Origin of the sequence: Corallococcus sp. AB011P (genome assembly GCF_003611605.1) — a bacterium.
In the GTDB taxonomy this organism is placed as follows: Bacteria; Myxococcota; Myxococcia; order Myxococcales; family Myxococcaceae; genus Corallococcus; species Corallococcus coralloides.
Window position 1 is genome coordinate 103,547 of the sequence record NZ_RAVX01000009.1, and the last position, 23,262, is coordinate 126,808.

The following is a 23,262-nucleotide window of genomic DNA, read 5'->3' on the forward strand; positions in this document are numbered from 1 at the left end:
TCCCGTTAGCTTGCGCGCCCATGTACTTCGAGACCTTTTCGCAGATGAAGAAGCAGCTGGGGCAGTTGGGCAAGTGGTTGGAGACGGCCGCGGCCCATGCCAAGGCGAAGTCCTTCGACCCGAACCTCTACCTGAACTTCCGGCTGGCGCCGGACCAGCTCCCGTTCGTGCGGCAGGTGCAGATCAGCTGTGACGCCGTGAAGCTGGCGGCCTCGCGCTTGTCAGGCAAGGCCGCGCCGTCCAACCCGGACACGGAGCAGACGCTGGAGGAGCTCAGCGCCCGCGTCCAGTCCACCATCGCGTACCTGGACACGTTCACGGCGAAGGACTTCGAGGGCGCCGCCGGACGCGTCGTCACCCACCCCCGGTGGGAGGGGCAGGTGATGAACGGCGCGGACTACTTCCTGGAGAACGCGGTCCCCAACTTCTTCTTCCACGTCACCCACGCGTACGCGCTCCTGCGTCACAACGGCGTCAACCTGGGCAAGATGGACTACCTGGGGTCGCAGAGCCTCCGCGCGCCTTGAAGCCTCCGGCCTGTCGCTCCGCGAGCGACAGCGCCCACAGCGGGAAGATGCGCAGGTAGGCGTCGTAGTGGATGGCGCAGGTGCGGCTGAACACTCCGGCCAGCGGCTCTGGTGGCCACTGGCCCTCCGCCTCCTGCGCCGCGCGCAGCCACGCCACGCCCCGGCGCGTGGCCTCCGCGTTCGCGTCGCCCGCGGCCACCAGCGACAGCACGGCCCAGGACGTCATCACCGCGTGGCCCGAGCGCCCCGCCACCCAGCGGCGCTCGCGGCAGGCCTGGATGGTTTCGCTCCATGAGCCGTCCTCGCGTTGGTGGGCCTTCAGGAACGTGACGGCCTTGCGCAGTGCGGGGTCTCCGGTCCCCGCGCCCGAGGCCACCAGGCCGGTGACACCGAACCACGTGCCATAGCTGAAGCACACGCCCCAGGAACCCTCCCAGCCGCCGTCCGGATGCTGCTGGCGGCGCAGGAAGTCCGCGCCCCGCGTGATGGCGTGGCCCACCGGGGCGTCCGTGAAGGCCTCGCGCCACGCGGCCAGCGCCTGGATGCAGGCCGACGTGCACTCCACGTAGCTGGGGTCCACCATGATGCCGGCGAAGACATCCGAGGGATTGAACCGCTCCAGCCAGCGCGGCCCCCGCTGCCGCTCATAGGTGGCCCAGCCGCCATCCCGGTTCTGCAAGGACAGGATGAACGCCACGGCCTGCTCCAGGCGCTCGCGCGGCACGCGATTGAGCCCGAGCGGCTCCAACAACAGACACGCCTTCAGCGCCTCCGCCGTGCAATCGCTGATGGGCCAGCCGTGCGCGCGCGTGCTGAAGGGCCACCCTCCCCGGCTGGGATGCCGGTGGTGTCTGGCGGCGTCTGGCGAATCCTCCAGCACCTGCTGCGCCTCCAGGAAGCGGCCCGCGCGCGCCAGCGTGTCCCGCGCCCAGGCGGACTCTCCGGAGGCCACCAGCGCCTGCACCGCGAAGGCGGTGTCCCAGAGCTGGGAGGAGTTGTAGCCGTTCACCGTGATGCCTTTCCGCGTCTGCTGGAGATAGTCCGGCAGGCGCTCCAGGTGGGCCCGCACCTCCGGACCGTCCGGCCGCGCCACGTGCCACACCACCATGTCGAGCACCTTGTTGATGGGCCCGATGCAGACGAAGTGCGTCGCTTCGTCCTCGCCGCGAATCAACGCCAGGGACTCCGCCAGCGCGCGTTTCCGCAGCCGCTTCGAGTGGAACCGCTCATACAGGCCCAGCACGCGGTGCACGGCGCGCAATCCCAGACCGTGGGGGCTGTAGGCGTCCGTGCGGGCCACGCGTCCACGCGCCGCCTTCCAGTCCACGTCCGCGTAGGGTTGGGGATACAGCTCGCGCCGCAGCTCGGCCAACAGCGGTGTCTCCGTGGCGCGGACCCGGCGGCCGTAGAGCCAGCCCATGGGCAGGTACACCATGCGGCAGTGGCACCAGAGCCGGGAGGGATGGAACGGCAGGCCTCGCGGCAACAGCCAGAGCTCGGGAGGCACGGGCGCGAGGCCCTCGTATTCGTAGAGCCCCAGCAGGGCGAGGATGAACTTCCCCCAGGACGCACTGCCCAACGGACCTCCCCGGGGAAGGAACCACGCCCTCGCGCGGACGAGCCCCGGGTCGTCCGCGCGGATGCCCAGCAGCCGCTGCGCGACGTAGTTGAGCACCGACGTGAAGACGAGGCTGGGCGACTCCACGTCCAGCCCCCAGCCCCCATCCGGGTTCTGGTGGGCCCGCATGTGGGCGACCATCCCGTCGCGGACGGACGCCTCCGGCGTGCGCCCCATCACATACAGCCCGGCCACGTACACCGGGCCCAGGAACAGCGGGCCGCTGTAGTCCCCCTTCCAGGAGCCGTCCGCCGCCTGCGTCCCGGCCAGTTGGTCTCGGGCCCGCCGCATCAGCTCCAGGCCTCCGCGCCGTCCCGGGGCGCCCGCGAACCGCTGGCGTAGAGCGCCCGCAGCGCTTCATCCGAGCCCACCCGCTCCTGCGTGAGCCGCATCAGCGTCGCCACCGTCTCCCGGGGAATCTTCACGGGCTCGGGTTCGAACACGGCGGGGTTGCCCTCCACCGCGTCGAGCGTCGCGGCCGCGAAGAAGAGCGGGTAGAGACAGAACAGCCGCAGGCCGGGCTCCTCCACGGGAAGCGCCAGCGAGTATTCGAGCGCGACGTCCAGCTCCCGGCGCGCCACCGCCACCAGCTCATCCATCAGCGCCACGGCGTTCGCACGGAGCGAAGGCAGGGCCAGCGTGGCGGGCGTGAGGCCATGCGCGGCCATGCGGTCCCTGGGCAGCCAGCAGCTTCCGCGGTCCAGGTCCTCGCGCACGTCCTTGAGGATGTTGGTGAGCTGCAGGGCCCGGCCAAAGGCAGGCGCCCGAGTCATGAGCCGCGCCTCGCGCCAGGCGACCCGGGGAGCGCTGGCGACAAAGAGGCCGGTCAGCATCTCGCCGACAACGCCCGCCACGTAATAACAATACATGAACGTCGCCTGAAGGTCGGGCAGCCCCATGACCTGCCCGCTCCCTCCATGCATCCGCTGTATCTGATTCATGCCGCCGGTCATCGTGCGCACGCATCGCGCGATGGGCGGGTGGACCCAGGAGGGAAGCGAGGCCAGGGTTTCGAGCACGGCCGGTGTCTCCGACACCAGCTCGGCCTCCGCGGGTGGCACCTCGTCCCGCAGGGCCAGCCGCGCCCTTCGCGCGAAGGAGCGGGCACGGGCCTCCCAGCCCGGCTCCAGCGACACCAGGGCTCCCAGTTCGTCGAGCAATGCACCGTGAGGTGCCCCGGGGGCCTCGTCCTCCAGCGTGTCCGCGATGCGGCACAGCAGGTAGGCCACCGTCACCGCCAGGTCCAGGGGCTCGGGCAACAGAGGGATGTTGAGCGCGAAGGTCCGGGAGACCTGGGGCAAGAGTGTGCGACAGAATGATGCAACCTGCACTTTCATGCCTGCCTCCTCCGCGTGCGGCACGGCGCTTCAATGGATAATTCGTCAATGCCAGACATGGCGTCTGCGAACCGAGCGGGGGCGACGTGGGGGACACCGAGGTGGTGATAGCCGGGGGCGGGCCCGCGGGCTGCGCGGTGGCGGCGGCGCTCTCCGAGCTGGGGTGGTCCGTCCTGCTGCTGGACGCGGGCGTGGACCGGCACAAGCAGCTCGCGGGCGAACTGCTCCACCCGCCCGGGGTGCGGGACCTGCGCGCGCTGGGTTTCGGGGACGTCGTGGATGGCTGGGCGGCCCATCCCGTGAGGGGCTTCGCGGTGCGCTTCCATGCCCCCGCCCGCACGCTCGTCCTGCCCTACGGTCGCGGTGTGACAGGACTGTCGCTCGAACACGCCGCCCTCACCCTTCCCCTGCAGGAGTCGGTGTCGCGGCGGCGCGGAGTCACCGTGCGCGTCCGGGCCCGCGTGACGGCCGTGGAGCACAACTGCGAGCGCGGCGTGCGCCTGCGCTATTCGCACGCGGGCACCGAGCACACCGTGCACGCCCGGCTGCTGGTGGCCGCGGACGGACGCGCGTCGCCCGTGCGGCGGATGCTGGGCATCGCCGAGCACCACCAGCGCCTGTCCACCATGCTGGGCGTGACCGTGGACAGCGCCTGCCTCACCCACCCTGAATACGGCCACCAGTTCGTGGGCGGCGCCGTGCACGCGCTGGCGTACACCATCCAGCCCGGCGTGGCGCGAGTGATGGTGGACCTGCCCCTGGGCAGCACGGCCCAGACGCTGAAGGAGCAACCGGAGTTGCTGCTCGCCCTGCCCTCGCGGCTGAGGGAGGCCGTCATGCAGGCGCTGGAGCAGCGGCCCGCGGTGCGCATGGCCTCCAACGACGACTGGCTGGCGGAGACCGTCTGGATGGGGAGCGCCGTGCTCGTGGGCGACGCCGCCGCGTGCTGCCACCCGCTCACGGCCAGCGGCATGGCGTCGTGCTTCCACGATGCCCGCGCCCTCCAGGAGTCGCTGCACCGCTACCCGGACCACGTCGCCCGCGCGTTGGAGCACTACGCGCACGCACGGCGGCCCGCGCAGCGCACCCGCGTCGCGCTCGCCTCCGCGCTCTACAGCGCCTTCGCCGGGCAGGATGAAGGCATGCACGCGCTGCGCATGGGCCTGCTGCACTACTGGGAGCACAGCCCCGGTGGCGCGCGCGCCTCCATGGCCCTGCTGTCTTCGGAGGAGCCCCGCATGCGGGTGATGGCCCGCGAGTACCTGCGCGTCGTCGCCCATGCCTTCGCCGCGATGCTCTCGCCGGACGGACCCGGGGGCAGCCTGCGGTCCGCCGCGCCGCTGTTGCGCTCCGCCGGGCCGCCCTTGCGAGGCACCATGGCGAGCGCGGTGGAACAGGTGGGGAGCTGGCTGCATCGTCGCGTCCGCCGTCCCGTCTACACGCTGGCCCGGGCGGGCTGGGCCTCACCCAGGCGCGCCTTCGCATCCAAGCGATAGCCCCGGCCGCGCCAGTCCACCTCGCGAGACAGCCGCGCGGACAGCGCCACGCCGGCCCCCAGCAGCGGAAGGACTGCCGGCACCCAGTAGTGCCGGGGCGCGACCTCCGGCCCGTGACAGGCCCGCTGGAGCCGCAGCTGGCTCCACACGGAGAAGCCGATGGGCGCCACCGACAGGAGCGCCGCGCCCCAGGCCCTCCGCGCCACCGCCGCCGCCAGCGCGCCCCACGACAGCCAGCTCACCGCGCCACGAACCCAGTGGGGCCGCGCGAAGGTCCCGGGGATGCCCGCCTCCGAGAAGAGGATCCACCGCCGGAAGATGCGCAGGAAGGCGCCCAACTCCAACTGTCCCGTGACGACGCGCAGGGGCGCGTGGACGACGCGGTTCTTCCACCCGGACTCGTGCAGCCGGCGCCCCAGGTACATGTCATCCACGAACTGCCCGGCGGCGCAGCCCACGCCCCCGATGGCCTCCAGCGCCTGGCGCCGGAACACCATCAACTGCCCCATGATGAAGGGCAGCGCGCCATCCGGCGCCGCGGTGCACGCGACCGACGCGCCGTACCACGCGTTCACCAGCAGCCCGTAGCCCACGTCGCCCGCCAGGGGCGCGTCCGCCGCCGCGTAGATGGGCGCGAACGTGGCGCCCGTCCCGCCGTCCTCCAGCAGCGCGCCCACCAGCGCCGTGAGCACTCCGGGCGAGGGCCGCGTGTCCGAATCGCTGAAGGCCAGCAACTGGCACCGGGAGCGGGCCACGCCCACCTGCATCGCGTTGAGCTTGCCCGTCATCCCCGCCGGTGGCTCGCCCGCGACAATCAACTCCACCCGCTTCGCGCGCGTCGGGCGGGCGGCCACCTCCTCGCGGGTGGGGAGGAACGCCGGGTCGTCCTCGCTGTCGAAGACGAAGAGCACCTCCCACTCGCCGGGATAGTCCAGGTCCAGCAGCGCGCGCACGTTCTCGCGCGCGTCCACGTCCAGGCCCCGGATGGGCCGGATGACCGTCACCGAGGGCGGCTCGAAGTACTTCACGGGCGGAGCCGCGCGCCGCCGCAGACCGGCCATCAGCTCCCGGTGCCCGTGCACGAGCACGCCCAGCGCCGCCGCCGTCCATGCGAGGTTCCGTGCGTTCATGGCCGCACCTCCGTCCCTTGCGCTCGTGGATGTGAGCGCCTCCAGTGGCCGGGCCCCCACCAGTTCAGGTCCCCCATCAGGCGCATCATCGCGGGGACGATGAGCACCCGGACCAGCGTCGCATCCAGCGCGACCGCGATGGCCATTCCCAATCCCATCGCCTTCACCACGACCACGGACGCCAGCGTGAAGGCCGCGAACACGGCCACCATGATGGCCGCCGCGCTGGTGATGAGGCCGCCGGTCCGCTCCAGTCCTTCAGCCACCGCGTGGGTGTTGTCGCCCGTGCGCAGATACTCCTCGCGGATGCGGCTGAGCAGCAGCACCTCGTAGTCCATGGACAGGCCGAACAGCGCGCAGAACAAGAGGATGGGCAGCGACGGTTCGATGGGCCCGGGTTCGAAGCGCAGCAGCCGGTGCAGGTGCCCCTCCTGGAAGATCCACACCAGGGCGCCGAACGAACCGGCCAGCGACAGCAGGTTCATCAGGAGCGCCTTCAAGGGCAGCACCACGGAGCGCAGGAGCACGAAGAGGACGATGCACGTCATCCCCATCACGAAGCCCACCGCCGCGGGCGTGTGCTCCTTCACGAAGGCCGCCGCGTCCACGTCCGTCGCCGTCTGCCCTCCCACCAGCCACCGGCCGTCGCCCACCGTGCGGTCCTCGCGCAGCGCGCGGACCAGGTTGCGCGCCTCCAGGCTGCTGGGCGCCGAGGACGTCAGCACCTGCATCACCGCCACGTTGCCGGTGACGTACGCGGCCCGCGCGGCCTGGAGCTCCGGTGGAAGGAATTGGGGTGGCGCCGCGGCCATCCGCTGGACCGTCGCGCGGTCCATGCCGGGGCCCAGGTCCACCGCGCTCTCCACGCCGACCACGCCGGACAGCGACGCCACCCGGCGGCTGGCGTCGTAGAGGGCGCCCGCGCGCTCTGGCGTGAGGGGACTGCCGCTTGGAAACTCCACCGCCACCAGGACGCGGGTGGCGGCCTCGCGAGGGAACAGGCGGGCCAGGGTCTCCGCGCCCTGGCGTGCCTCGGTGCCCTCGGGCAGCGCGGTGATGTCCGTGGCCGCCAGTTGCAGCCGCCGGAACGGCAGCCCCATGGCCAGGAGCAGCGTCAGCGTGGGCAACAGCACCCACCAGGGATGCCGCATCACCCAGGTGGCCAGCGCATGCCAGGCGCCGCCGCGGCCCTCCTTCAGAGCGAAGGGCAACCGTCCCCGGTCCACCCGGGGCCCCAGCCAGGCGAGCAGCGCGGGCAACACCGTGAGCGCGAAGAGGACCGCGAAGGCCACCACCAGCGCGCCGCCCAGTCCCATGGCGCTCAGGTACGAGCCCCGGAAGAAGAGCAGGCCTCCCAGCCCCACCGTGACGGCCAGCCCCGAGAACGCCACCGCCCGCCCGGCGGTGTCCAGCGTGCGCATCAGCGCGTGCTCCGTGCTGAGGCCCAGCGCGAGCTCTGAGCGGAAGCGGCTCACGATGAAGAGCGAGTAGTCGATGGCCACGCCCAGGCCGATGAGCGACACGACGTTGAGCGTGTACTGGGCCATGTTCGTGGCGTGCGACAGCAGCATCACGCCCGCCACGCCGCAGAGCACCGCCAGGCCGCCCACCACCAGGGGCAGCATCGCCGCCACCACCGTCCGGAACACCCACAGCAGGACCACCAGCGCCAGCGGGAATGACAGCAACTCCGCGCGCAGCAAGTCGTGCTCCAGCAATTCATTGAGCGCGGCCAGGAAGGCCACCTTGCCGGTGAGCGTCGTCCGGAGGTCCGGGTTCTCCAGCGCCGCGCGCACGGCGGGGAACGCGGCGGTGGCCTCGCGCTCGCCGCCCTTGAGCCGCACCAGCGCCAGCAGGTCGTGGCCCGTCCTCGCCACGAAGCGGGCGCGGAAGGCCTCGGGTGCACCGATGGGCGACACCACCGATGCGACCTCTGGCAGCCGCTCCACGCGCGACAGCACGGACGTCACCGCCTGGGCGAAGCGCGGCTCGTCCGTGGTCCATTCGTCGTGATGGAAGATGACCGCCAGGGTCTGGTCGTTCGACCCCGCGGCGGCACCGCGCGCGAGCGCTTCGGCCCTCGCGGATTCGATGCCTTCGATGGTGCCGGTGGTGAGGTGCCCACCCCGGAGCAGCGCCCACACCGCCGCGGCGAGGAGCAGCAGCGCGCCCACCAGCACCCGGCCCCGGTGCCGGAACACGCCCACCGCCAGCCGGGCGAACAGGGACGGCTCGCCCCCCACCGGTGAGTCGTCCCCCTGCCCCGCCATGCACGTCCCCCCGTTCGCACGCCCCGTCCGTCACCAGGGAACTGGTGACGGAGGGAGCGCTTGGACAGGGGCTTCACCCCTTGGGGCCATCCGTCAGTGGTCGGCCTTACTGGAAGGTCACCTTGCCGTCCCGCTGGAAGCAGACATGCGGCACGCCATCCGTGGGACGGATCGCCACGCTCGGACGGCTGTTGTCCTCCACCGTTCCCAGCTGCGTGTACGTCCAGAATCCCTGCGCGTCCGTCGTTCCGAGCGTCAGCGCCGTCCCATTGCGCAGGACGACGACCGGCTTGCCTCCGCCGTAGGCCAGGGCTGACGAGGCGTACTTGTAATCCACCGTCGAGACCCTCCGGGTGCTGGACGCGGCAGGCGTCCCGACCGTGATGTCCTCGATGGCGTTCCATTCGCCTTCGGAGATGCCGTTGGAGAGCGCCAGGAAGTGCGAGTCCGGCCCCCAGGCCGTCGCGAGCCAGGGCGCGGAGGTGCTGGTCTTCAGCGGGAAGGACTCCAGGGTCGAACCCCGGAGGACTTGCAGGAACTGGTTGACGTAGCCGCTCGAGGACTGGTGCGTGATGAAGTGCAGCGCTCCGGCCGCGTCGAAGAGGGCGTCGCTCGTGAGCGCATGGATGCTGGTGGAGGGCGTCACAGTGGACCACGTGTTCGCCGCCGTCCGGGTCGCGACCTTGAGGCCCGCCGAAGGGTTGGAGGTGAAGACGATGGTCGGCTGCTGCGCCTGCGCCGGGTTGAGCGCGATGCTGAAGCGCAGCACCACCGACGCGTCGACCTCCTCCCGAATCCAGGCGCCATTGACGCGCGTGGCATAGCCCACCCGCGTCGCCGTGTTCGTGATGGTGCCGGTTCCCTTGGAGTAGGCGACGTGCGGCGTGCCAGTGACTGGGTCGACGACCAACTGGCTCTTCGCGACGAAGACGCCCCCGTTGTTGAAGCCGGGACCGTCAATCTGCTCCGTCGTCCAGGACGTGCCGTCCCAGCTCGCGTACCACAGGCTGTTGTGGGTGTCGTTCGTGTAGATGACGTGCCCCTTGCCCGTGCTGTCGAACGCGATGTCGCAGCTGCTGCCGGTGACATCCGGCCTCGTATCGATGGCGGAGTTGGACGCGAGCGGCGCGGCCACGACATTGAACTGGAACGAGCTCTCGGCTGTCTTGCCGGATTCCGTCTCGACGGTGACGGACAGGGATGCTGTCCCCGCCGTGGGCAGCGTCCAGGTGACCCGCTCGTTGGAAGGCGCGACGACACCCGCGTTGGCGCTCCAGCGCACGGACTTGATGGTTTCGCCCGAGGCGACGACCCGGAAGCGCTCCGCCGTGCTCTCGACGTAGGGACCCGCGCCATCCTCGCGCTCAATCAACAGCGCAACGCCTTCGGCCCCTCGGGATTGGATGACCTCCACGGGGCGGGGCTCACGGCCGCAACCGGCGAGCAACGTCAGACCACCCAACATCAGGACCCTGGGGACCCACATCTTCCGCATCGACATTCGAGTTCCTCTCAGATGGACGTGGCGAGCCCTGCTCGCCTTCCCGGGGAGTGCGCTCAAACGGATACGCGCTGTGAAAGTTTTATCAGGACCCTTTTTCCACGAAGTCCGTGTCATTCCGGCACGGGCATGCGCACCCCCATGAGCTTCCGGTCCACCAACACGGAATGCAGCGCATGGATGCGTCCGCTGGAGTCCAGGTCCACGCGAAGCACCATGTTCAGGGCCAGCATCGGATCCGCCCCCGGATGGAACACCGCCACCACGGCGGGCAGGCCGTTGAGCATCCGCGCCTCCCATGCCACTGGAGGCCCCCGCATCTCCATCAGCCGGCGCATGAAGAGGATGACGCGCTGGGGGCCCACGATGGGCACCAGGGCCGCGCGCACCTTTCCGCCTCCATCCGACAATGCGCGCACATCCGAGGCCAGCAGCGCCTCCGCGGCAGCCACGTCTCCCGTCACCAGCGCACCCAGGAAGGCCTCCAGCGAAGCCCGCGTGCGAGCCTGCACGTCGCGAGTGGGCACGCAACGTGACTGGTCATACGCGGCCATCACCGCCCGCGCGCGGTGGTGCACCACCTTCACGTTCGCTTCGCTCATGCGCAGCGCCTCGGCCACTTCCAGCACCGAGTAATCAAAGACATCACGCAGCAGCAGCACCGCCCGCTGCTTGGGTGACAGGGCCTCCAGCGCCAGCAGGAAGGCGAAGGACACGCTCTCCAGCAGTTCGTAGCGCCCCTCCGTCGAGCCACCGCCCGGAAGCCTTGCCTCCACGGCGGGTAGGACCTCCTCATCGCCCGTCTCCACCGGCGAAGGCAGCCAGGGACCGACGTAGCCCTCGCGGCGGCGCCGGCGCAGGTGGTCTCGCGCCAGGTTCACCGCCACACGGGTCAACCAGGGGCGCAGGGTGTCCAGGCGCTCCGGTGGCGTCGCGAGCGCGCGCGCATAGACGTCCTGCACCAGGTCGTCCGCGTCCGCCGCCACGCCGGTCATCCGGTAGCAGAGCCCCCAGAGGAAGCGCTCGTGCTCGCGTGCGGCCTGTCCCAGTGCTCCTCGCGCCTGTGAATCCATCCCGTTCAAGCCCTCACGTTCCAAGAATCCAGGAGCAGCACTGGAGCACCGCAATGCCTGGTACCCCAAGCCCCCGAACCTCCACACCGAGACCCTCCGGGCCCGGACCGGGCCAAACCTGGCCGACAGTCGGACAAGTTCCCAAGGTCCGCGGCCAGCGCCCGGAGCCCCGCCAAGGTCCCCCAACCTGTCCGACTGTCGGACAAGTTTCAGCAGTCCGGAGCCAGCGCCCGGGAGCCCCGCCAAGGCCCCCCAACCTGTCCGACTGTCGGACAAGTTTCCGCAGTCCGGAGCCAAAGCCCGGGAGCCCTACCAAGGTCCCCCAACCTGTCCGACTGTCGGACAGGTCGCCGCCAATTGGAGTCATCACGGGTTCCGCCTGGTCCCCTAAAACCGGTCCGACTGTCCGACAGGTTTCCGCGCCCAGGAGCCAGCGCCGAGGACCCGGTCACGGTCCTCCCAACCTGTCCGACTGTCCGACAGGTTTCCGCCGTCGAGATGGAACAGGAGCTTTCGGCTGAGGTCCTCCCAACCTGTCCGACTGTCCGACAGGTTTCCGCCGTCGAGATGGAACAGGAGCTTTCGGCTGAGGTCCTCCCAACCTGTCCGACTGTCCGACAGGCCTCCGCCATCGGGATGGAACAGGAGCTTCCGGCTGAGGTCCTCCCAACTTGTCCGACTGTCCGACAGGTTTCCGCCATCGGGATGGAACAGGAGCTTCCGGCTGAGGTCCTCCCAACCTGTCCGACTGTCCGACAGGTTTTCCAGCTGCCCCGGGGCAGCGCGGGGGGCCTGCCGCGGTCCTCCCAACCTGTCCGACTGTCCGACAGGTTTTTGCTCTGCGCCGCAGGGGAGGGGCTCCTGGCCTGTACGCCCATTGGCCTCAAGTTCCCGCCGCGTGGCGCTGGAACGTCTCGGTGCGTCGCACCAGGGCTTGCGCCACGGCCTCGGCGCTCGCCAGGGATGCGTCCGCGAGCATGCCCTCCGCGCCCACCCAGTCGCCGACCCGGAACAGTCCGCCCACGTGCGGGACCTCCACGGTGGGGCGTCCGGTCAGCCCGCCGTTCACGGCCCGGGGCAACCCGGCGCTGACGGTGAGCGAGGGCCGGTAGCGGCGCGCCACCACCTTCGCGCGCCATCCCGGCTGGAGCGCGTCCATCACGGCTTCCAGCGCCGCTTCGCTCGCCTCCGTGTCCGCGCCGCCCAGGTACTTCGCCACGTGCACCATCGCGCCCCCGTCCGGGGCCAGCTTCGCGGAGGCCGAGTGCACCGACGCGTACCAGGGCCCATCCAGCCCGAGCGCGAACAGCGCGTCCGGCCTCGGCAGGGCCGACAGCCCCAGCTCCAGCGTCGCCGCCTGGATGGGCACCGCCTCCCGCGCCTCCCGCGCGAGCACCGCGTCTCCCGGCATGAGCGCCGCCACGTCCGCGGGACTCCCCGCCATCACCACCGCGTCCGCGCGGTGCACCGTGCCGTCCGCGAGCCGCACGCCTTCGACCCGCTTGCCCCCCTCCTGAAGGACAACGGCCTCCACTCGCGCGGACAGCTCCAGCCGGGCGCCTGCCTCGCGCCCCAGCCGCTCCACAGCGTCCACCAACGTGCTCCAGCCTCCGTCCACGTACAGCACGTTCGCGGCGGTCGCGCACTGAAGCTGCTTCAGCCCTGCCTCCGCGCTGAGTGCTTCGAAGTCCGCGCAGTAGGAGGACACGCGGATCAGCGCCCCGACGAGCTCCCGGCTGTCCTTTCGCGTCAGGCGCGTCTCCAACCACTCCCGCATCGACATGGACCCCAACGGCTGTGTGTCGATACGGGCCAGCCCCGCCAGCAGCTTCGCCACCTCCAGCTTCGAGGCGAGCGACAGCACGTCCGTCGTCATCAATGTCACTGCGCCCCGAGGCAGCGTGTGCAGCCGGCCGCCGACCAGCGCATGGGAGCCCGTCTGATTCGGAACGCCTCCCGTGGGCTTCACGCCCAGGCGCTCCAGCACCCGAAACGCCGCGCCCGCCCGGTACAGGGCGTGCGGCCCCAGGTTGAAGCGGAAGCCCTCCACCTCCGTCGTCCTCGCCCGCCCTCCCAGGTGCTTGGAGCGCTCGTACACCGTCACCTCGCAACCGCCGCGCGCGAGCAGCGCCGCCGCCGTGAGCCCGCCCAGTCCCCCGCCCACCACGGCCACCTTCGTCGCCTGCATGTCCGTCCTCCGTCCCGGCGCCCGGCACATTTCGGGCATCCAACGGCAACCACGAACAAGGACGAAAAAAGGTTACAGCGCCGGCCGCGGAGCCGCGCCGCGAGGTGACTCCCCCTCAGCTCTTCGCGGAGGCCGTGTGACGGCGCACCAGCACGTACGCCGCCGGCAGCCCCACCAACACCGTCAACGTGGACAGGGACAGGCCCCCCAGCACGGTGATGGCCAACGGCCGTTGCAGCTCGCCACCCTCACCCAGTCCGAGCGCGAGCGGGACGAGCCCCAGCAGCGTCGCCAGCGTCGTCATGAGGATGGGACGCAGGCGCACGGAGGCGGCGTGGCCCACGGCCTCGGCCGCTGCCATTCCTTCGGCGCGTCCCTCCTCCGCCCGGTCGAGCAGCAGGATGCCGTTCTTCACGACGAGCCCGACGAGCAGGATGCAGCCCATCAACGAGGAGACGTTGAGCGGCGTGCCGGTGAGCCGCAGACAGGCGACGCCCGCCGCGAGCCCCACGGGGACCGAGCCCAGGATGAGCAGCGGGAGTACGACCCCACGGAAGTGGAAGGTCAGCACCAGGAAGACCCCCAGCGTGGCCAGCACCAGCACCAGCACGAGGGCCTGGAAGGACTCGCGCTGACTCTCGCGCTGACCGCCCAGCCGCACCGCCACCCCCGCTGGCTTCTCCAGCGTGGCGAGCCGCGCCTCCACCTCCGCGGTGACGCTGCCCAGGTCCCGCCCCTCCAGCCGCCCCGTCACCGCCACCAGCGGACGCAGGTTGTCCGAAAGCAGCTCCGCGGGCTGGCACTCCTGGCGCACGCGCGCCACCTGCGTCAGCGGAACCATCTGCCCCGAGGCAGTCCGCAGGCGCAGGTGCTGGAGCACCTGGGGCTCCGTGCGGTCGGCGTCACGCAGCCGCACTCGCACATCCACCTGCCGGCCCTCGCGGGGGATCGTCCCAACGACATCGCCCAACAGCGCCGTCCGGACCTGCGCCGAGACATCCCGCGTCGTGAAGCCCAGACGGCCCGCCTGGACCAGGTCCACATCCAGGTGGGTCTCCGGAATGCACCCGGTGACGCCGTCGAACAGGTCCGCCAGACCCGGGATGTCCCGCAACCGCTCGGCGACACGGGGCGCGAAATCCCGCAGTACCTGGACGTCCTGCCCCAGCAACTTGACCTCGACGGGATCCGGCGCGCCTTCCAGGTCGGAGAGCACGTCCTGCAGCAGCTCGACGAATTCCAGCCGGACTCCGGGAAGCGCGGCCTCCGCCCGCGTGCGCGTCGCCTCGATGATGTCCTGGCCATGACGCGTCCGCCGCGGGGAGAGCGACACGGTCAGGTCGCCACGCGAGGACTCGGTGGCCGCTGGCGGCCCCAGCTCCGCGCCCAGGCGCCGGCTGGTGCCCATGACCTCGGGGATGTCCGCGACCACCGCCTCCAGCGCGCGCCCCAGCCGGTCCGCTTCCGCGACCGAGGTGCCCGTCGGCGTGAAGTAGTCCACGACGAACGCGCCCTCATCCAGCTCCGGAAGAAACCCCGTCTCCACGCCCCGGCCCAGCAACGCCAACAACACGGTGAGGAGCGCCACGGCGGCCACCAGCACTCCCGGCCGCGCACGCCACTGCGTGAGCATGAACCCCGGGATGACAGGATGGGGCGCGTGATGGCCACCGGGCGCGACGAGCAGCCACCCGCACAGCAGCGGCGTCAGCGTGACGGCCAGCACGAGGGAGAGCAACACGGCGGTGCACAGCGTGAACGCCAGCGCGGTGAAGAACTGGCCGGACACGCCGGGCAGCAGCGACAGCGGCGCGAAGACCACGACCGTGGTGAGCGTGGAGTTGGTGACGGGCCAGGCGATCTCCCGGAGCGCGTCCGCGGTCGCGGCCCACCGCTCCGTCCCCGCCGCCACCCGGCGGTACACCGCCTCCACCACGACCACGGCGTCGTCCACCACCAACCCGATGGCCACCGCCAGCCCGCCCAGCGACATCAGGTTGAGCGTCCCGCCCGCGAGCCAGAGCACGCCAAAGGTCATCGCCAGCGTGGCAGGGAGCACCACCGCCGCGGCCGTCATCGCCCGCCAGGAGCGCAGGAAGAGGCCCACGACCGCGAGCGTGAGCAACCCGCCGAGGATGACCTCGTCCCGCACGTGGGCCACGGACCGGGCGATGAGCCCGGCCTGATCATAGGAGAGCTCGACGTCGATGCCCGGCGGCAGGCCCGCCCGCACCCGGTCCAGCTCCGCCTGGATGTCCCGCGCCAGGGTGACAGCGTCCGCCCCGGGCCGCCGGCCCACGCTGACGAGCACCGCGGGCCGGCCGTTCGCGTACGTCAGGGAGAGCCGGTCCGCGTGCCCCTCCTGGATCCGCGCGACGTCGCCCAGCCGCACGGGCGCCTCGGGCGTCCCACCCACGACGAGCGCCGCCAACCGGTCCGGCGAGTCCACCGGCCCCCGCACCACCACCAGCGCCTGCTGGTAGTGCACGTCCACCCGGCCCGCCGGTTCGAGCACGAGCGCGCTGCCCACCTGGGTGGCGAGCGTGGGCAGGTCCAGCTTCGCCTGCTCCAGCCGCTGTGCGTTCACGGCGATGGAGAGCTCACGAACGTCGCCGCCGACCACGTCCACCCGCCCCACTCCCGCGAGGCCCGCCAGGCCGGGACGCAGCGTCCGCAGGGCGAACTCGCGCAGCAGGGCAGGGTCCACCGTCCCGGTGACGGCGAGGGTCTGGATGGGAAAGGACGACGGGGTGAGCCGCTCGGCGGAGAGCGTCGCGTCCGCGGGCAGTGCGTTCTGCACCTCCGCGAGCCGCGCATTGACGAGCCCCAGGGCCCGCTCCATGTCCGCGTTCGAGTCGAACCAGAGGGATATCTCCGCGGCCGCGCGGATGGTCCGGGAGCGCACCTGCCGCACGCCGATGACGGTGGACAGCGCTTCCTCCACCGGGCCGGTCACGGACAACCGCAGGGTTTGCGCGCTGGCGCCCTTCAGCGTCGCGGCGACGACGATTCGCGGGAAGGTCACCTCCGGGTAGAGGCCAGCGGGCAGGCGGGTCGCGCCGAGCACTCCCGCCAGCGTCAGCGCCGCCAGCAGCACCACCACCCCGGGCGCGTTGCGCCGCAGCAGCGTCAGCCACGTCACCTCAGGACCTCCACCCCGGCGTCATCCGGCAGGGAGTAGCCCCCTTCCACGACGATGCGCTCGCCCACCGCGAGCGGCCCCTGGACGACGGCCCCGCCCACGTCCTCGGAGACGACGTGGACCGGCACCCGGTGGACCCGCCCGTCCCCGAGCCGCGCGACCGCGACGCCCCCATCCTCCTGGGGCAGGAGCGCCGACGCAGGCACGGCCAGCGCGCTGCCCAGCGACGCCACGACGACGTGGGCTCGCGCGGTCGCGCCCAGGCGCAGCTCCCCGCGCGGGTTGGCGAAGCGCAGGCGGACCAGCACGTTGCCGCTCTGCGGATCCACGGAGGGGGACACCGCGGCGACCTCGCCCTCGCGGACACCGTCCAGCCCGTCGACGGTGAGCGTCGCGCGTTGACCGGGTTGGACCTCCGCGGCCTCCTGCTGGGTGACGAACGCACGCAGCTCCAGCGGATCCGTCGCAGAGACCTGGACCACGGGGGGGGTCGCGCCCTCCACCCGCTCCCCCTGCCGCACCCCGATGGCCGTCACGACTCCGTCGAAGGGGGCCTGCAACGAGGTGCGCCCCATGCCCCGCCGCGCCAGCTCCAGGGCGCTCCGGGCCCGGGCCTCCGCGGCGCGGGCGGAGGCCTCCGCGTTCCGGTCCTGCTCCGCGTCCTGACGGGCCGCGACTCCGTGCTCGGCCAGGACGTCCGTGCGCGCACGCTTCTCCTTCGCGGCCTCGAGCGCGGAGGTGGCTTCGCGCAGGGAGGCCTCCGCCTGCTGGAGTTCCGCGGTGGCGTTGACCGTGTCCACCTGGGCCAGGACTTCGCCCGCTCGCACCCGGTCCCCTTCCGCCACGCGCAGCAGCGACAGCCGCCCGGGCACCAGCGGTGAGAGCCGGACCTCGCGCCCGGGCGGCGCCGACAGCAGGCCCGCGACGCGAAGTTCGCGCACGGCCCGTCCCGGAGCCACGAGGGCGACACGGACGCGCGGCAGGGGCGGCGCACCTTCCTCGGGCGGCGTCCGCTGGCACCCCACACCCGAGGCGAAGAGGCAGGCGAGCAGCGTGAATCTAGGGTTCATCGAGGGGCATCCCAGCGGCGAGTTCGAGGTCCGCGAAGGCGGACTGGGCGGCGAAGGCGGCTTCGATGGCCTGCGTCCGCGTCTCCGTGGCCGTCTGGAGCGCGGCGTTGAGCGCCACCCGGGAACTGCGGCCCACGCGATAGGACTCCAGGGCCATGCCCTCCGTCTTCTCCACCGCGGGGAGGATCTCCTCCGAGTAACGAGCGAGTCCCGCCAGCGAGGCGGACAGGCGCGCATGGCTGGAGACGAGCTCCGTCCACCGGGAACGCCGCTCCTCGTTCTGGCGGGCGCGCGCGAGTTCCAGCGAGGCCGCGGCGCGGACCGTCTCTCCGCGTCCCAGGCCAGGGAGGGAGAGGTCCAGGTCGAGCGCGCCGCGAAGATACGTGCTGCGTCCCCCGGGGCCATCCGCCTCCACGGAGACCCCCACCGTGGGCACGGGCCACCGTTCCCGCCGTGACGCTCGCAAGGAGGCCTCGGCCGCCGCCACGTCGGCCTGACGTGCCTCGGCGGCGGGGGACCGCGCGCCTTGGGCCAGCACGGCCTCAAGGGAAGGCAAGGCGGGCGGGGAGGCGTCCACCGGCTCCAGCGCCGCACCCGGTGGCCGGCCCAGCAGCAGGGCCAGCGCCGCCGTGGCGGCGGCGAGCTCACCCTGGCGGGTCAGCCACTGGACTTCCGCGGAGCCTCGCGCGATGCGGGCCTGGAGCAGGTCCAGCTCCGGGGCGGCGCCGGTGTCGAAGAGCAGCAGCGCGGCGGCCTCCGACTCGCGCGCGAGCGCCAGTGCACGTGCGGAGGTCTCCAGGAGCTGGTGGGCGCGCACGCATGAGAAGTAGGCACGCCGCGCATCCGCCCGGACCGTGGCCTCGCTCGCGCGGCGCTCGTCGGCGGCGCCACGGGCCGTCAACTCCGCGGCGAGCACACGGGCCGCCCGGGCGCCCGGAGCCGGAAGCCTCTGGGTCAGGCCCACGGTCCACCGGGGATCATTTCCCCCTCCCCCCAGTGTCAGGGTCAGCGGGGAGAAGGTCCGGGCGACCTCCTCGTCCCCGCGGGCCACGGCTTCCTGCGCCCGGGCCTGTGCGAGCGCCGGCGCCTGACTCCTGGCTTCGAGGAGCGCCAGGCGCAGCGTGAGCGGCTCCCCCATCGCGGTGCCGCCACACAGCAGCAGCAGCGTGACGACCCTGGAAGACCATGCACTCCCGCGCCACATCGAAGGACAGTCCTCCCGACAGCACCGTCACCGCCATCACCCGCCGGGGCCGCTCACCGCGAGGAAGGCGGCGTAATGCCCCGAAGCCGGTGGCCGTTTCCGTCCCGGCACGACGCATCTAGCGATGTCCGGCGCTCGCCACCCGCGCGTGAGAAAAACCTCATCCGCGGTCGCGCGCGTGCGCGAAGAGGTCGCCGCGATGACTGCCATTGCCCGAAGCCAGGGCCACCCGGAGCCCATCGCCCCGTGGGACTACCGCTACTCCGCGGAGAAGGTGCGCAAGCAGGCGTATGACTTCGAGGACAGCGAGGTGAAGCCCTACCTCCAGTTGGAGCCACTGCGCGAGGGCAAGTACAACGGCGGGCAGACGGAGACGTACCGCGTCCAGGAGCGCTTCCGGGGCGAAGTGCCGGCCCTGGTGGCCATCTTCGCCAGCAACACCTACGCGGCGGGTTACTACCGCTATCCCTGGGCGGACCTGCTGGCTTCGGACGCCTTCGAGGCCTTCCAGGAGGCCGGAGGTGCCGATGACACGAAGGTGGCCGCGCGGCTGCGCGAGCACGTGCTTTCCGTGGGCAACACCGTGGACCCGTTCGAGGGCTACCGGAAGTTTCGTGGGAAGGACGCGAGCCTCGACGCGCTGATGCGCGAGCGCGGCTTCGCGCCCATACACTGAGGACCATGATCGATCACACCGGCATTGGCGTCGCGGACGTCGCCCGCTCGGCGGCCTTCTACGACGCGGCGTTGGGAGCGCTCGGCCTCCGCCGCGCCATGCAGCTTCCCGAGGACACCGGGGCGGATGGCATTGGCTATGGCCGGGACTACCCCATCTTCTGGATCGACCGCTTCCATCCCCACGGCGTGAAGCAACACACGGCCTTCGCCGCCACGAGCCGTGCCCAGGTCGACGCCTTCCACTCGGCCGCGGTGGCGGCGGGTGGAACCGACAACGGGCCTCCCGGGCTGCGCGGCGTCGAAACGGGCTATCCCGCGGGTTACTACGCTGCCTTCGTGCTGGATCCGGACGGCAACAACATCGAAGCGGTCTTCCGTGAGCCTTCCCGATAGAGCCGCACCCAGGTCCTGAGCCGGCGGCCTCACTGCACGGCGCGCGCGAACTGCCCCGGGGTGATGCCGACGATGCGCTTGAAGTGCCGGTTGAGCTGACTCTGGTCACAGAGCCCGACCTGGAGGGCGACCTCCGCGGGTGCCAGTCCGTGTGACAGCAGCCGCTGAGCTCGCGAGACGCGCAGGTGGGTGAGGTATGCGTGCGGAGGCATGCCCAGCTCCTCGCGGAAGGCGCGGCACAGGTGGAACCGGTTCCAGCCCACCTGATGGGCCAGCGACTCCAGGGTGATGCCCTCCGGAATGGCTTCGTGCAGGGCCTCCACCACGCGCCGGATGGGCCAGCGGTAGCGCCGCTCCAATGCGCCTGAATGCTCCAGACATCCGACCAGCGAGGAGAGGGCTTCGGCCAGGGCCGTCTGGAGCGCGAGGGCGTTGGAGCGCCCCTCCAGGCCCGCATCCAGCACGGCGTGGAGGCGCACGAAGGCGGCCGCCACCGGCTGCGACACTTCGAGTTGGAGCTGGCGAAGCCGGGCGGAGGCCGGCGCGCCCAGCGCCTCGCGGACCTCGGCGACAAGGGACTCGTCGAAGGCGATGACCTGGAACCGGGCGGGTCCGTCTCGGCGCAGGTCGCGGTGCACCTCGCCCATCTGCTTGAGGTCGACCGTTCGGGGCGAGGAGGAATGGACCTTGCCCCGTCCCCACCACTCCGAGTGCCCCCGCTGCGTCACCATCACGGAGAAGCGTTCCTTCACGGAGCGCAGCAGCCGCCCGTCGGTCCGGTAGCGCACCAGTCGCAAGCCCGTCAGTTCCGGGAACAGGAAGGTCTGGATGGACAGGGGGCCATCCACGACGGCGTGAGAGAGAGCGGGCACGGTTGGATTCTAGGGATGGGCTTCCCCCCTGGCTTGGGCGAAGTTGACCTGCACGCCATGTCAACAACGTCCAAGCCCGGTGTGCCCCGGCATGGCTACGTCTTGCATTGCACGCCCGGCCCTCCCCTCTCCTGGCCGGGCAGGGAGGCGTCATGTCAGGCATCCAGGACAAGGTCATTGCCATCACCGGAGCCAGCAGCGGCATTGGCGAAGCGGCGGCGCTGCTGCTCGCCGGGCGTGGAGCGAAGGTCGTCCTTGGCGCGCGTCGGCTGGAGCGGCTGGAGCCAGTGGTGGAGCGCATCACGAAGGCAGGAGGGGAGGCCCTCTGCGCACGGACCGACGTGAGACTGCGCGAGGACGTCGCCGGGCTCGTCCGCCTGGCCTGTGAGCGGTTTGGCAGGCTGGACGTGCTCATCAACAACGCGGGCAGCCTGGCGACCTCTCCGCTGGACGATCTGCGCGTTGACGACTGGGAGGAGCTGGTCGACACCAACATCAAGGGCGTGCTGTACGGCATCGCCGCGGCGCTGCCGGTCTTCCGCCAGCAGGGCTTCGGGCACTTCATCAACACCGCGTCGACCTCGGCGCACCGGATCGTGCCCGGCCAGGCGGTCTACGCCGGGACGAAGTTCGCCGTGCGAGCCATCTCCGAAGGCCTGCGGCAGGAGGCGGGCCCCAGGCTGCGGGTGACGGTCATCTCGCCAGGGATGACCCGGACGAACTTCCTCGAGCACGTGAAGAATCCGGAGCTCCGGGCCCGGTTCGAGGAGGTCCGGGACAAGCTCGCGATTTCGCCGGATGCGATTGCCCGCGCCATGGCCTTCGCCATCGAGCAGCCCGCCGACGTGGACGTGGGCGAGGTGATTGTCCGTCCCACGGCGCAGGACTGAGCGGGCTCTGGGGTTGAGGGGCCGGCTACCCGCCAATCACCTGGATGTTGTAGGCGATGTCCTTGTTCTCTTTCGCGCGGATCCACTCAAGCAGCCCATCCACCAGGAAGCCGGGGTGGAGGATGAGATTGCCCAAATCGTGCACGGACTGATCGCGCTCCGCGATGTGCGGGGCCCACTGGTCCTGGGGCAGCGGCGCGAGCAACTGCGCCAGCTCCCAGGCCTTTTCCCGGGCCACATCCATCGCGAAGTTGAAGACCAGGTCCTCCCCTTGCGGACTGATGGCCTCCAACTGCTTCAGGCGCGGTGACACCTCTCCCAGCTCCACTTCCACCACCGAGACCAGCCGCGCCAGCAGACCGTTGATGCTATCGAAGTCCTGCTTCAACGACGCGAGTTCGCTCCCCGGCGCCACCGTGGCCGCCGCGATGCCCAGGTCCAGGTTGATGTGCGCGTTCATTCCCAGCAGCAGGTGCTGGATGATCAACGGCGAGTCGTCCTTCAGCGAATCGAATGCCAGCTGCCAGGACTTCGTCAGCGTGCCGCCGGAGGAATAGGCATTCCACGCCGCCAGGAAGCGGTTGGCGAAGACGACGTCCAGCCTCCCCATCCGCTCGTTGTCCAGGAAGACATTGCCCGCGATGATCGCCCTCCGAACGTCGACCGTCACCCGCTCGTAGAGCGCGGTGAAGTAGCCAATGCGGTCGCGCGTCCGCAATGACTGGTCGATGATGTCATTCTCCTGCGTGATGACCTCATCAATGGTCGTGGGAGGAGCCGGAGTCGCGGACGGAGCAAGGGGAACTGCGACGTTCAGGGCCATGGTGCCAGGAATTAGAGAGGAATTGAGAGCCCCCTGCAATCGGGTGCGCTTTCACCCGTAGGGCAAGCGCCCCCTGCCCCGACACCGCGAGCCGGAAGAACTAGCGGTGCTGGGCGAGGAGCCAATCCCAGAACGCGTAGTTGTCGTACTGCTGCGTCCAGCAGTCGTGCACACCGCCGGGCAGCACGGTGAGGCGCGCGATGTCACTCCCGGTGGCCACCACGCCGGGCTGCAACGTCCACACGGGGCTGCTGGCGCCCGGGAACAGGTACGTCACCTTCTGGGTCGGTGCGGTCACCTGGACCGGCTGGAACAGGCCTTGGTTCTTCGTCACGCCCGTGAGCCATGAGGTCTCAGCCGAAAGGGAGCTGCCGTCCGCGAACGAGTGCACCGCCCACACCGGCACGTTCTTCAGCTGGGTGATGGTGGGACCCGGCGCTCCAATGTTGGTGGCCATGGGCGCCAGCGCCGCCAGACGGCTCCCATACGTGTACGCGTACTGCCAGGCGCCGTAGCCACCGAAGCTGATACCCGTCAGGTAGATGCGCGTCGTGTCCACGCGGTAGTTCGCCACGATGAAGCTGATGAACGCGTCAATCGCCGCCGGCTGCCAGTTCGCATGCGCGCGCGGCGTGAAGACCATCACCTGATGCTGCCCGAAGTACGCCTTGCCCTGGGCCGTCTTGTGGATGTTCTTCAGCGCCCCATGGCGCGTCACGTAGCCCAACAGGTCCGCCTCCGTCGGAGACGTGCCGAACTCGCCAGCACCGTTCAGGTGGATGATGACCGGATAGGACGTGGTGGACGTCAGGTAGCCCGGAGGCAGGTACTCACCGTAGCCATAACCCGCCCCTGTGCTCGCGGGCAGCCGGGCCACGACCTGGTCCTCCGTGGTGATGGTGAGCCCCGCCTCGTGCGTTCCCCACGTGTCCGCCTCCCCCGGCTCGAAACTCCCCCCGCAGGCGACAGCTCCCAACGCGACAACCAGCGCAATCCATTGCATCCGCATGGTGTTTTCTCCGGGTCTGGGCTTGACGCAGGAGCACTCTG

General features: G+C 71.0%; 17 protein-coding genes, 1 pseudogene and 1 CRISPR repeat array. Of the genes and pseudogenes, 5 read left to right on the forward strand and 13 right to left on the reverse strand.

Features of this window, described 5'->3' with window-relative positions:
- The first annotated feature begins 20 nt into the window (after positions 1–20).
- On the forward strand, positions 21–527 hold the full coding sequence (locus tag D7X30_RS23065) for a DUF1993 family protein (protein WP_120565098.1): 507 nt from the start codon (positions 21–23) through the stop codon (positions 525–527).
- Here D7X30_RS23065 and D7X30_RS23070 read toward each other — a convergent pair.
- Together D7X30_RS23070 and D7X30_RS23075 are read right to left on the reverse strand one after the other, a co-directional pair.
- Complete coding sequence (locus D7X30_RS23070; protein ID WP_120565099.1) at positions 475–2,436, reverse strand: 2,3-oxidosqualene cyclase; 1,962 nt, start codon at positions 2,434–2,436, stop codon at positions 475–477. The genes D7X30_RS23065 and D7X30_RS23070 overlap by 53 nt on opposite strands.
- Positions 2,436–3,482 (reverse strand): squalene/phytoene synthase family protein, encoded by a 1,047-nt coding sequence (locus D7X30_RS23075; RefSeq protein WP_120565270.1) that lies wholly within the window; start codon positions 3,480–3,482, stop codon positions 2,436–2,438. Before D7X30_RS23075 ends, D7X30_RS23070 begins: the two co-directional genes overlap by 1 nt.
- A gap of 86 nt (positions 3,483–3,568) precedes the next feature.
- On the opposite strand from D7X30_RS23075, the gene D7X30_RS23080 reads away from it, so the two are divergent.
- Entirely contained in the window at positions 3,569–4,978 is a 1,410-nt protein-coding gene (locus tag D7X30_RS23080) for an FAD-dependent monooxygenase (RefSeq protein WP_120565100.1), read from the forward strand.
- On the opposite strand, the gene D7X30_RS23085 is transcribed toward D7X30_RS23080, so the two are convergent.
- From D7X30_RS23085 to D7X30_RS23120, 8 genes are all read right to left on the reverse strand, one after another.
- Positions 4,918–6,108: a glycosyltransferase family 2 protein gene (locus D7X30_RS23085; protein WP_120565101.1), complete on the reverse strand. Its 1,191-nt coding sequence runs from the start codon at positions 6,106–6,108 to the stop codon at positions 4,918–4,920. The two genes, D7X30_RS23080 and D7X30_RS23085, sit on opposite strands and share 61 nt — an antisense overlap.
- Positions 6,105–8,378, reverse strand: a complete 2,274-nt coding sequence (locus D7X30_RS23090) for an MMPL family transporter (protein ID WP_120565102.1) — start codon at positions 8,376–8,378, stop codon at positions 6,105–6,107. Before D7X30_RS23090 ends, D7X30_RS23085 begins: the two co-directional genes overlap by 4 nt.
- Positions 8,379–8,484: 106 nt before the next feature.
- Positions 8,485–9,879, reverse strand: coding sequence for a hypothetical protein (locus D7X30_RS23095; RefSeq protein WP_147443280.1), 1,395 nt, complete (start codon positions 9,877–9,879; stop codon positions 8,485–8,487).
- Between the two features lie 113 nt (positions 9,880–9,992).
- Positions 9,993–10,952, reverse strand: coding sequence for a sigma-70 family RNA polymerase sigma factor (locus D7X30_RS23100; RefSeq protein ID WP_120565104.1), 960 nt, complete (start codon positions 10,950–10,952; stop codon positions 9,993–9,995).
- Between the two features lie 120 nt (positions 10,953–11,072).
- Positions 11,073–11,790: direct repeats of the CRISPR family, unit length 35 nt; unit sequence GGTCCTCCCAACCTGTCCGACTGTCCGACAGGTTT.
- Between the two features lie 45 nt (positions 11,791–11,835).
- Positions 11,836–13,140 carry an NAD(P)/FAD-dependent oxidoreductase gene (locus tag D7X30_RS23105; protein WP_120565105.1) on the reverse strand — a complete coding sequence of 435 codons (1,305 nt, stop codon included), beginning with the start codon at positions 13,138–13,140 and terminating at the stop codon, positions 11,836–11,838.
- Positions 13,141–13,255: 115 nt separating this feature from the next.
- Positions 13,256–16,282 (reverse strand): efflux RND transporter permease subunit, encoded by a 3,027-nt coding sequence (locus D7X30_RS23110; RefSeq protein WP_120565106.1) that lies wholly within the window; start codon positions 16,280–16,282, stop codon positions 13,256–13,258.
- The gene (locus D7X30_RS23115) at positions 16,279–17,352 is read right to left on the reverse strand and encodes an efflux RND transporter periplasmic adaptor subunit (protein WP_120565107.1); all 1,074 of its coding nucleotides are present in this window, start codon (positions 17,350–17,352) and stop codon (positions 16,279–16,281) included. Before D7X30_RS23115 ends, D7X30_RS23110 begins: the two co-directional genes overlap by 4 nt.
- The gene (locus tag D7X30_RS23120) at positions 17,342–18,556 is read right to left on the reverse strand and encodes a TolC family protein (RefSeq protein WP_120565108.1); all 1,215 of its coding nucleotides are present in this window, start codon (positions 18,554–18,556) and stop codon (positions 17,342–17,344) included. Before D7X30_RS23120 ends, D7X30_RS23115 begins: the two co-directional genes overlap by 11 nt.
- Positions 18,557–18,722: 166 nt before the next feature.
- Here D7X30_RS23120 and D7X30_RS23125 point away from each other — a divergent pair.
- Both D7X30_RS23125 and D7X30_RS23130 read left to right on the forward strand, forming a co-directional pair.
- Positions 18,723–19,232 (forward strand): annotated as a pseudogene (locus tag D7X30_RS23125) (M3 family metallopeptidase); the annotation flags it as partial.
- A gap of 5 nt (positions 19,233–19,237) precedes the next feature.
- Positions 19,238–19,627: a VOC family protein gene (locus D7X30_RS23130; RefSeq protein ID WP_120565109.1), complete on the forward strand. Its 390-nt coding sequence runs from the start codon at positions 19,238–19,240 to the stop codon at positions 19,625–19,627.
- A gap of 29 nt (positions 19,628–19,656) precedes the next feature.
- On the opposite strand, the gene D7X30_RS23135 is transcribed toward D7X30_RS23130, so the two are convergent.
- Positions 19,657–20,499, reverse strand: coding sequence for an AraC family transcriptional regulator (locus D7X30_RS23135; RefSeq protein WP_120565110.1), 843 nt, complete (start codon positions 20,497–20,499; stop codon positions 19,657–19,659).
- 152 nt (positions 20,500–20,651) lie between these two features.
- Between D7X30_RS23135 and D7X30_RS23140 the strand changes: the two genes are divergently transcribed.
- The gene (locus D7X30_RS23140) at positions 20,652–21,389 is read left to right on the forward strand and encodes an SDR family oxidoreductase (protein WP_120565111.1); all 738 of its coding nucleotides are present in this window, start codon (positions 20,652–20,654) and stop codon (positions 21,387–21,389) included.
- A 25-nt stretch (positions 21,390–21,414) separates the two neighbouring features.
- On the opposite strand, the gene D7X30_RS23145 is transcribed toward D7X30_RS23140, so the two are convergent.
- Both D7X30_RS23145 and D7X30_RS23150 read right to left on the reverse strand, forming a co-directional pair.
- Positions 21,415–22,212, reverse strand: coding sequence for a DUF5995 family protein (locus D7X30_RS23145; RefSeq protein ID WP_120565112.1), 798 nt, complete (start codon positions 22,210–22,212; stop codon positions 21,415–21,417).
- 100 nt (positions 22,213–22,312) lie between these two features.
- Positions 22,313–23,221, reverse strand: a complete 909-nt coding sequence (locus D7X30_RS23150; protein ID WP_120565113.1) for a PHB depolymerase family esterase — start codon at positions 23,219–23,221, stop codon at positions 22,313–22,315.
- Positions 23,222–23,262 lie beyond the last annotated feature (41 nt).

What these genes read in the sequence shown, in the direction of transcription:
- D7X30_RS23070 (WP_120565099.1), bottom strand. Translation starts at nt 2,436, where the DNA reads ATGCGGCGGGCCCGAGACCAACTGGCCGGGACGCAGGCGGCGGACGGC.
- D7X30_RS23095 (WP_147443280.1), bottom strand. Translation starts at nt 9,879, where the DNA reads ATGTCGATGCGGAAGATGTGGGTCCCCAGGGTCCTGATGTTGGGTGGT.
- D7X30_RS23120 (WP_120565108.1), bottom strand. Translation starts at nt 18,556, where the DNA reads ATGTGGCGCGGGAGTGCATGGTCTTCCAGGGTCGTCACGCTGCTGCTG.
- D7X30_RS23090 (WP_120565102.1), bottom strand. Translation starts at nt 8,378, where the DNA reads ATGGCGGGGCAGGGGGACGACTCACCGGTGGGGGGCGAGCCGTCCCTG.
- D7X30_RS23140 (WP_120565111.1), top strand. Translation starts at nt 20,652, where the DNA reads ATGTCAGGCATCCAGGACAAGGTCATTGCCATCACCGGAGCCAGCAGC.
- D7X30_RS23065 (WP_120565098.1), top strand. Translation starts at nt 21, where the DNA reads ATGTACTTCGAGACCTTTTCGCAGATGAAGAAGCAGCTGGGGCAGTTG.
- D7X30_RS23115 (WP_120565107.1), bottom strand. Translation starts at nt 17,352, where the DNA reads ATGAACCCTAGATTCACGCTGCTCGCCTGCCTCTTCGCCTCGGGTGTG.
- D7X30_RS23150 (WP_120565113.1), bottom strand. Translation starts at nt 23,221, where the DNA reads ATGCGGATGCAATGGATTGCGCTGGTTGTCGCGTTGGGAGCTGTCGCC.
- D7X30_RS23085 (WP_120565101.1), bottom strand. Translation starts at nt 6,108, where the DNA reads ATGAACGCACGGAACCTCGCATGGACGGCGGCGGCGCTGGGCGTGCTC.
- D7X30_RS23105 (WP_120565105.1), bottom strand. Translation starts at nt 13,140, where the DNA reads ATGCAGGCGACGAAGGTGGCCGTGGTGGGCGGGGGACTGGGCGGGCTC.
- D7X30_RS23075 (WP_120565270.1), bottom strand. Translation starts at nt 3,482, where the DNA reads ATGAAAGTGCAGGTTGCATCATTCTGTCGCACACTCTTGCCCCAGGTC.
- D7X30_RS23100 (WP_120565104.1), bottom strand. Translation starts at nt 10,952, where the DNA reads ATGGATTCACAGGCGCGAGGAGCACTGGGACAGGCCGCACGCGAGCAC.
- D7X30_RS23145 (WP_120565112.1), bottom strand. Translation starts at nt 22,212, where the DNA reads ATGGCCCTGAACGTCGCAGTTCCCCTTGCTCCGTCCGCGACTCCGGCT.
- D7X30_RS23130 (WP_120565109.1), top strand. Translation starts at nt 19,238, where the DNA reads ATGATCGATCACACCGGCATTGGCGTCGCGGACGTCGCCCGCTCGGCG.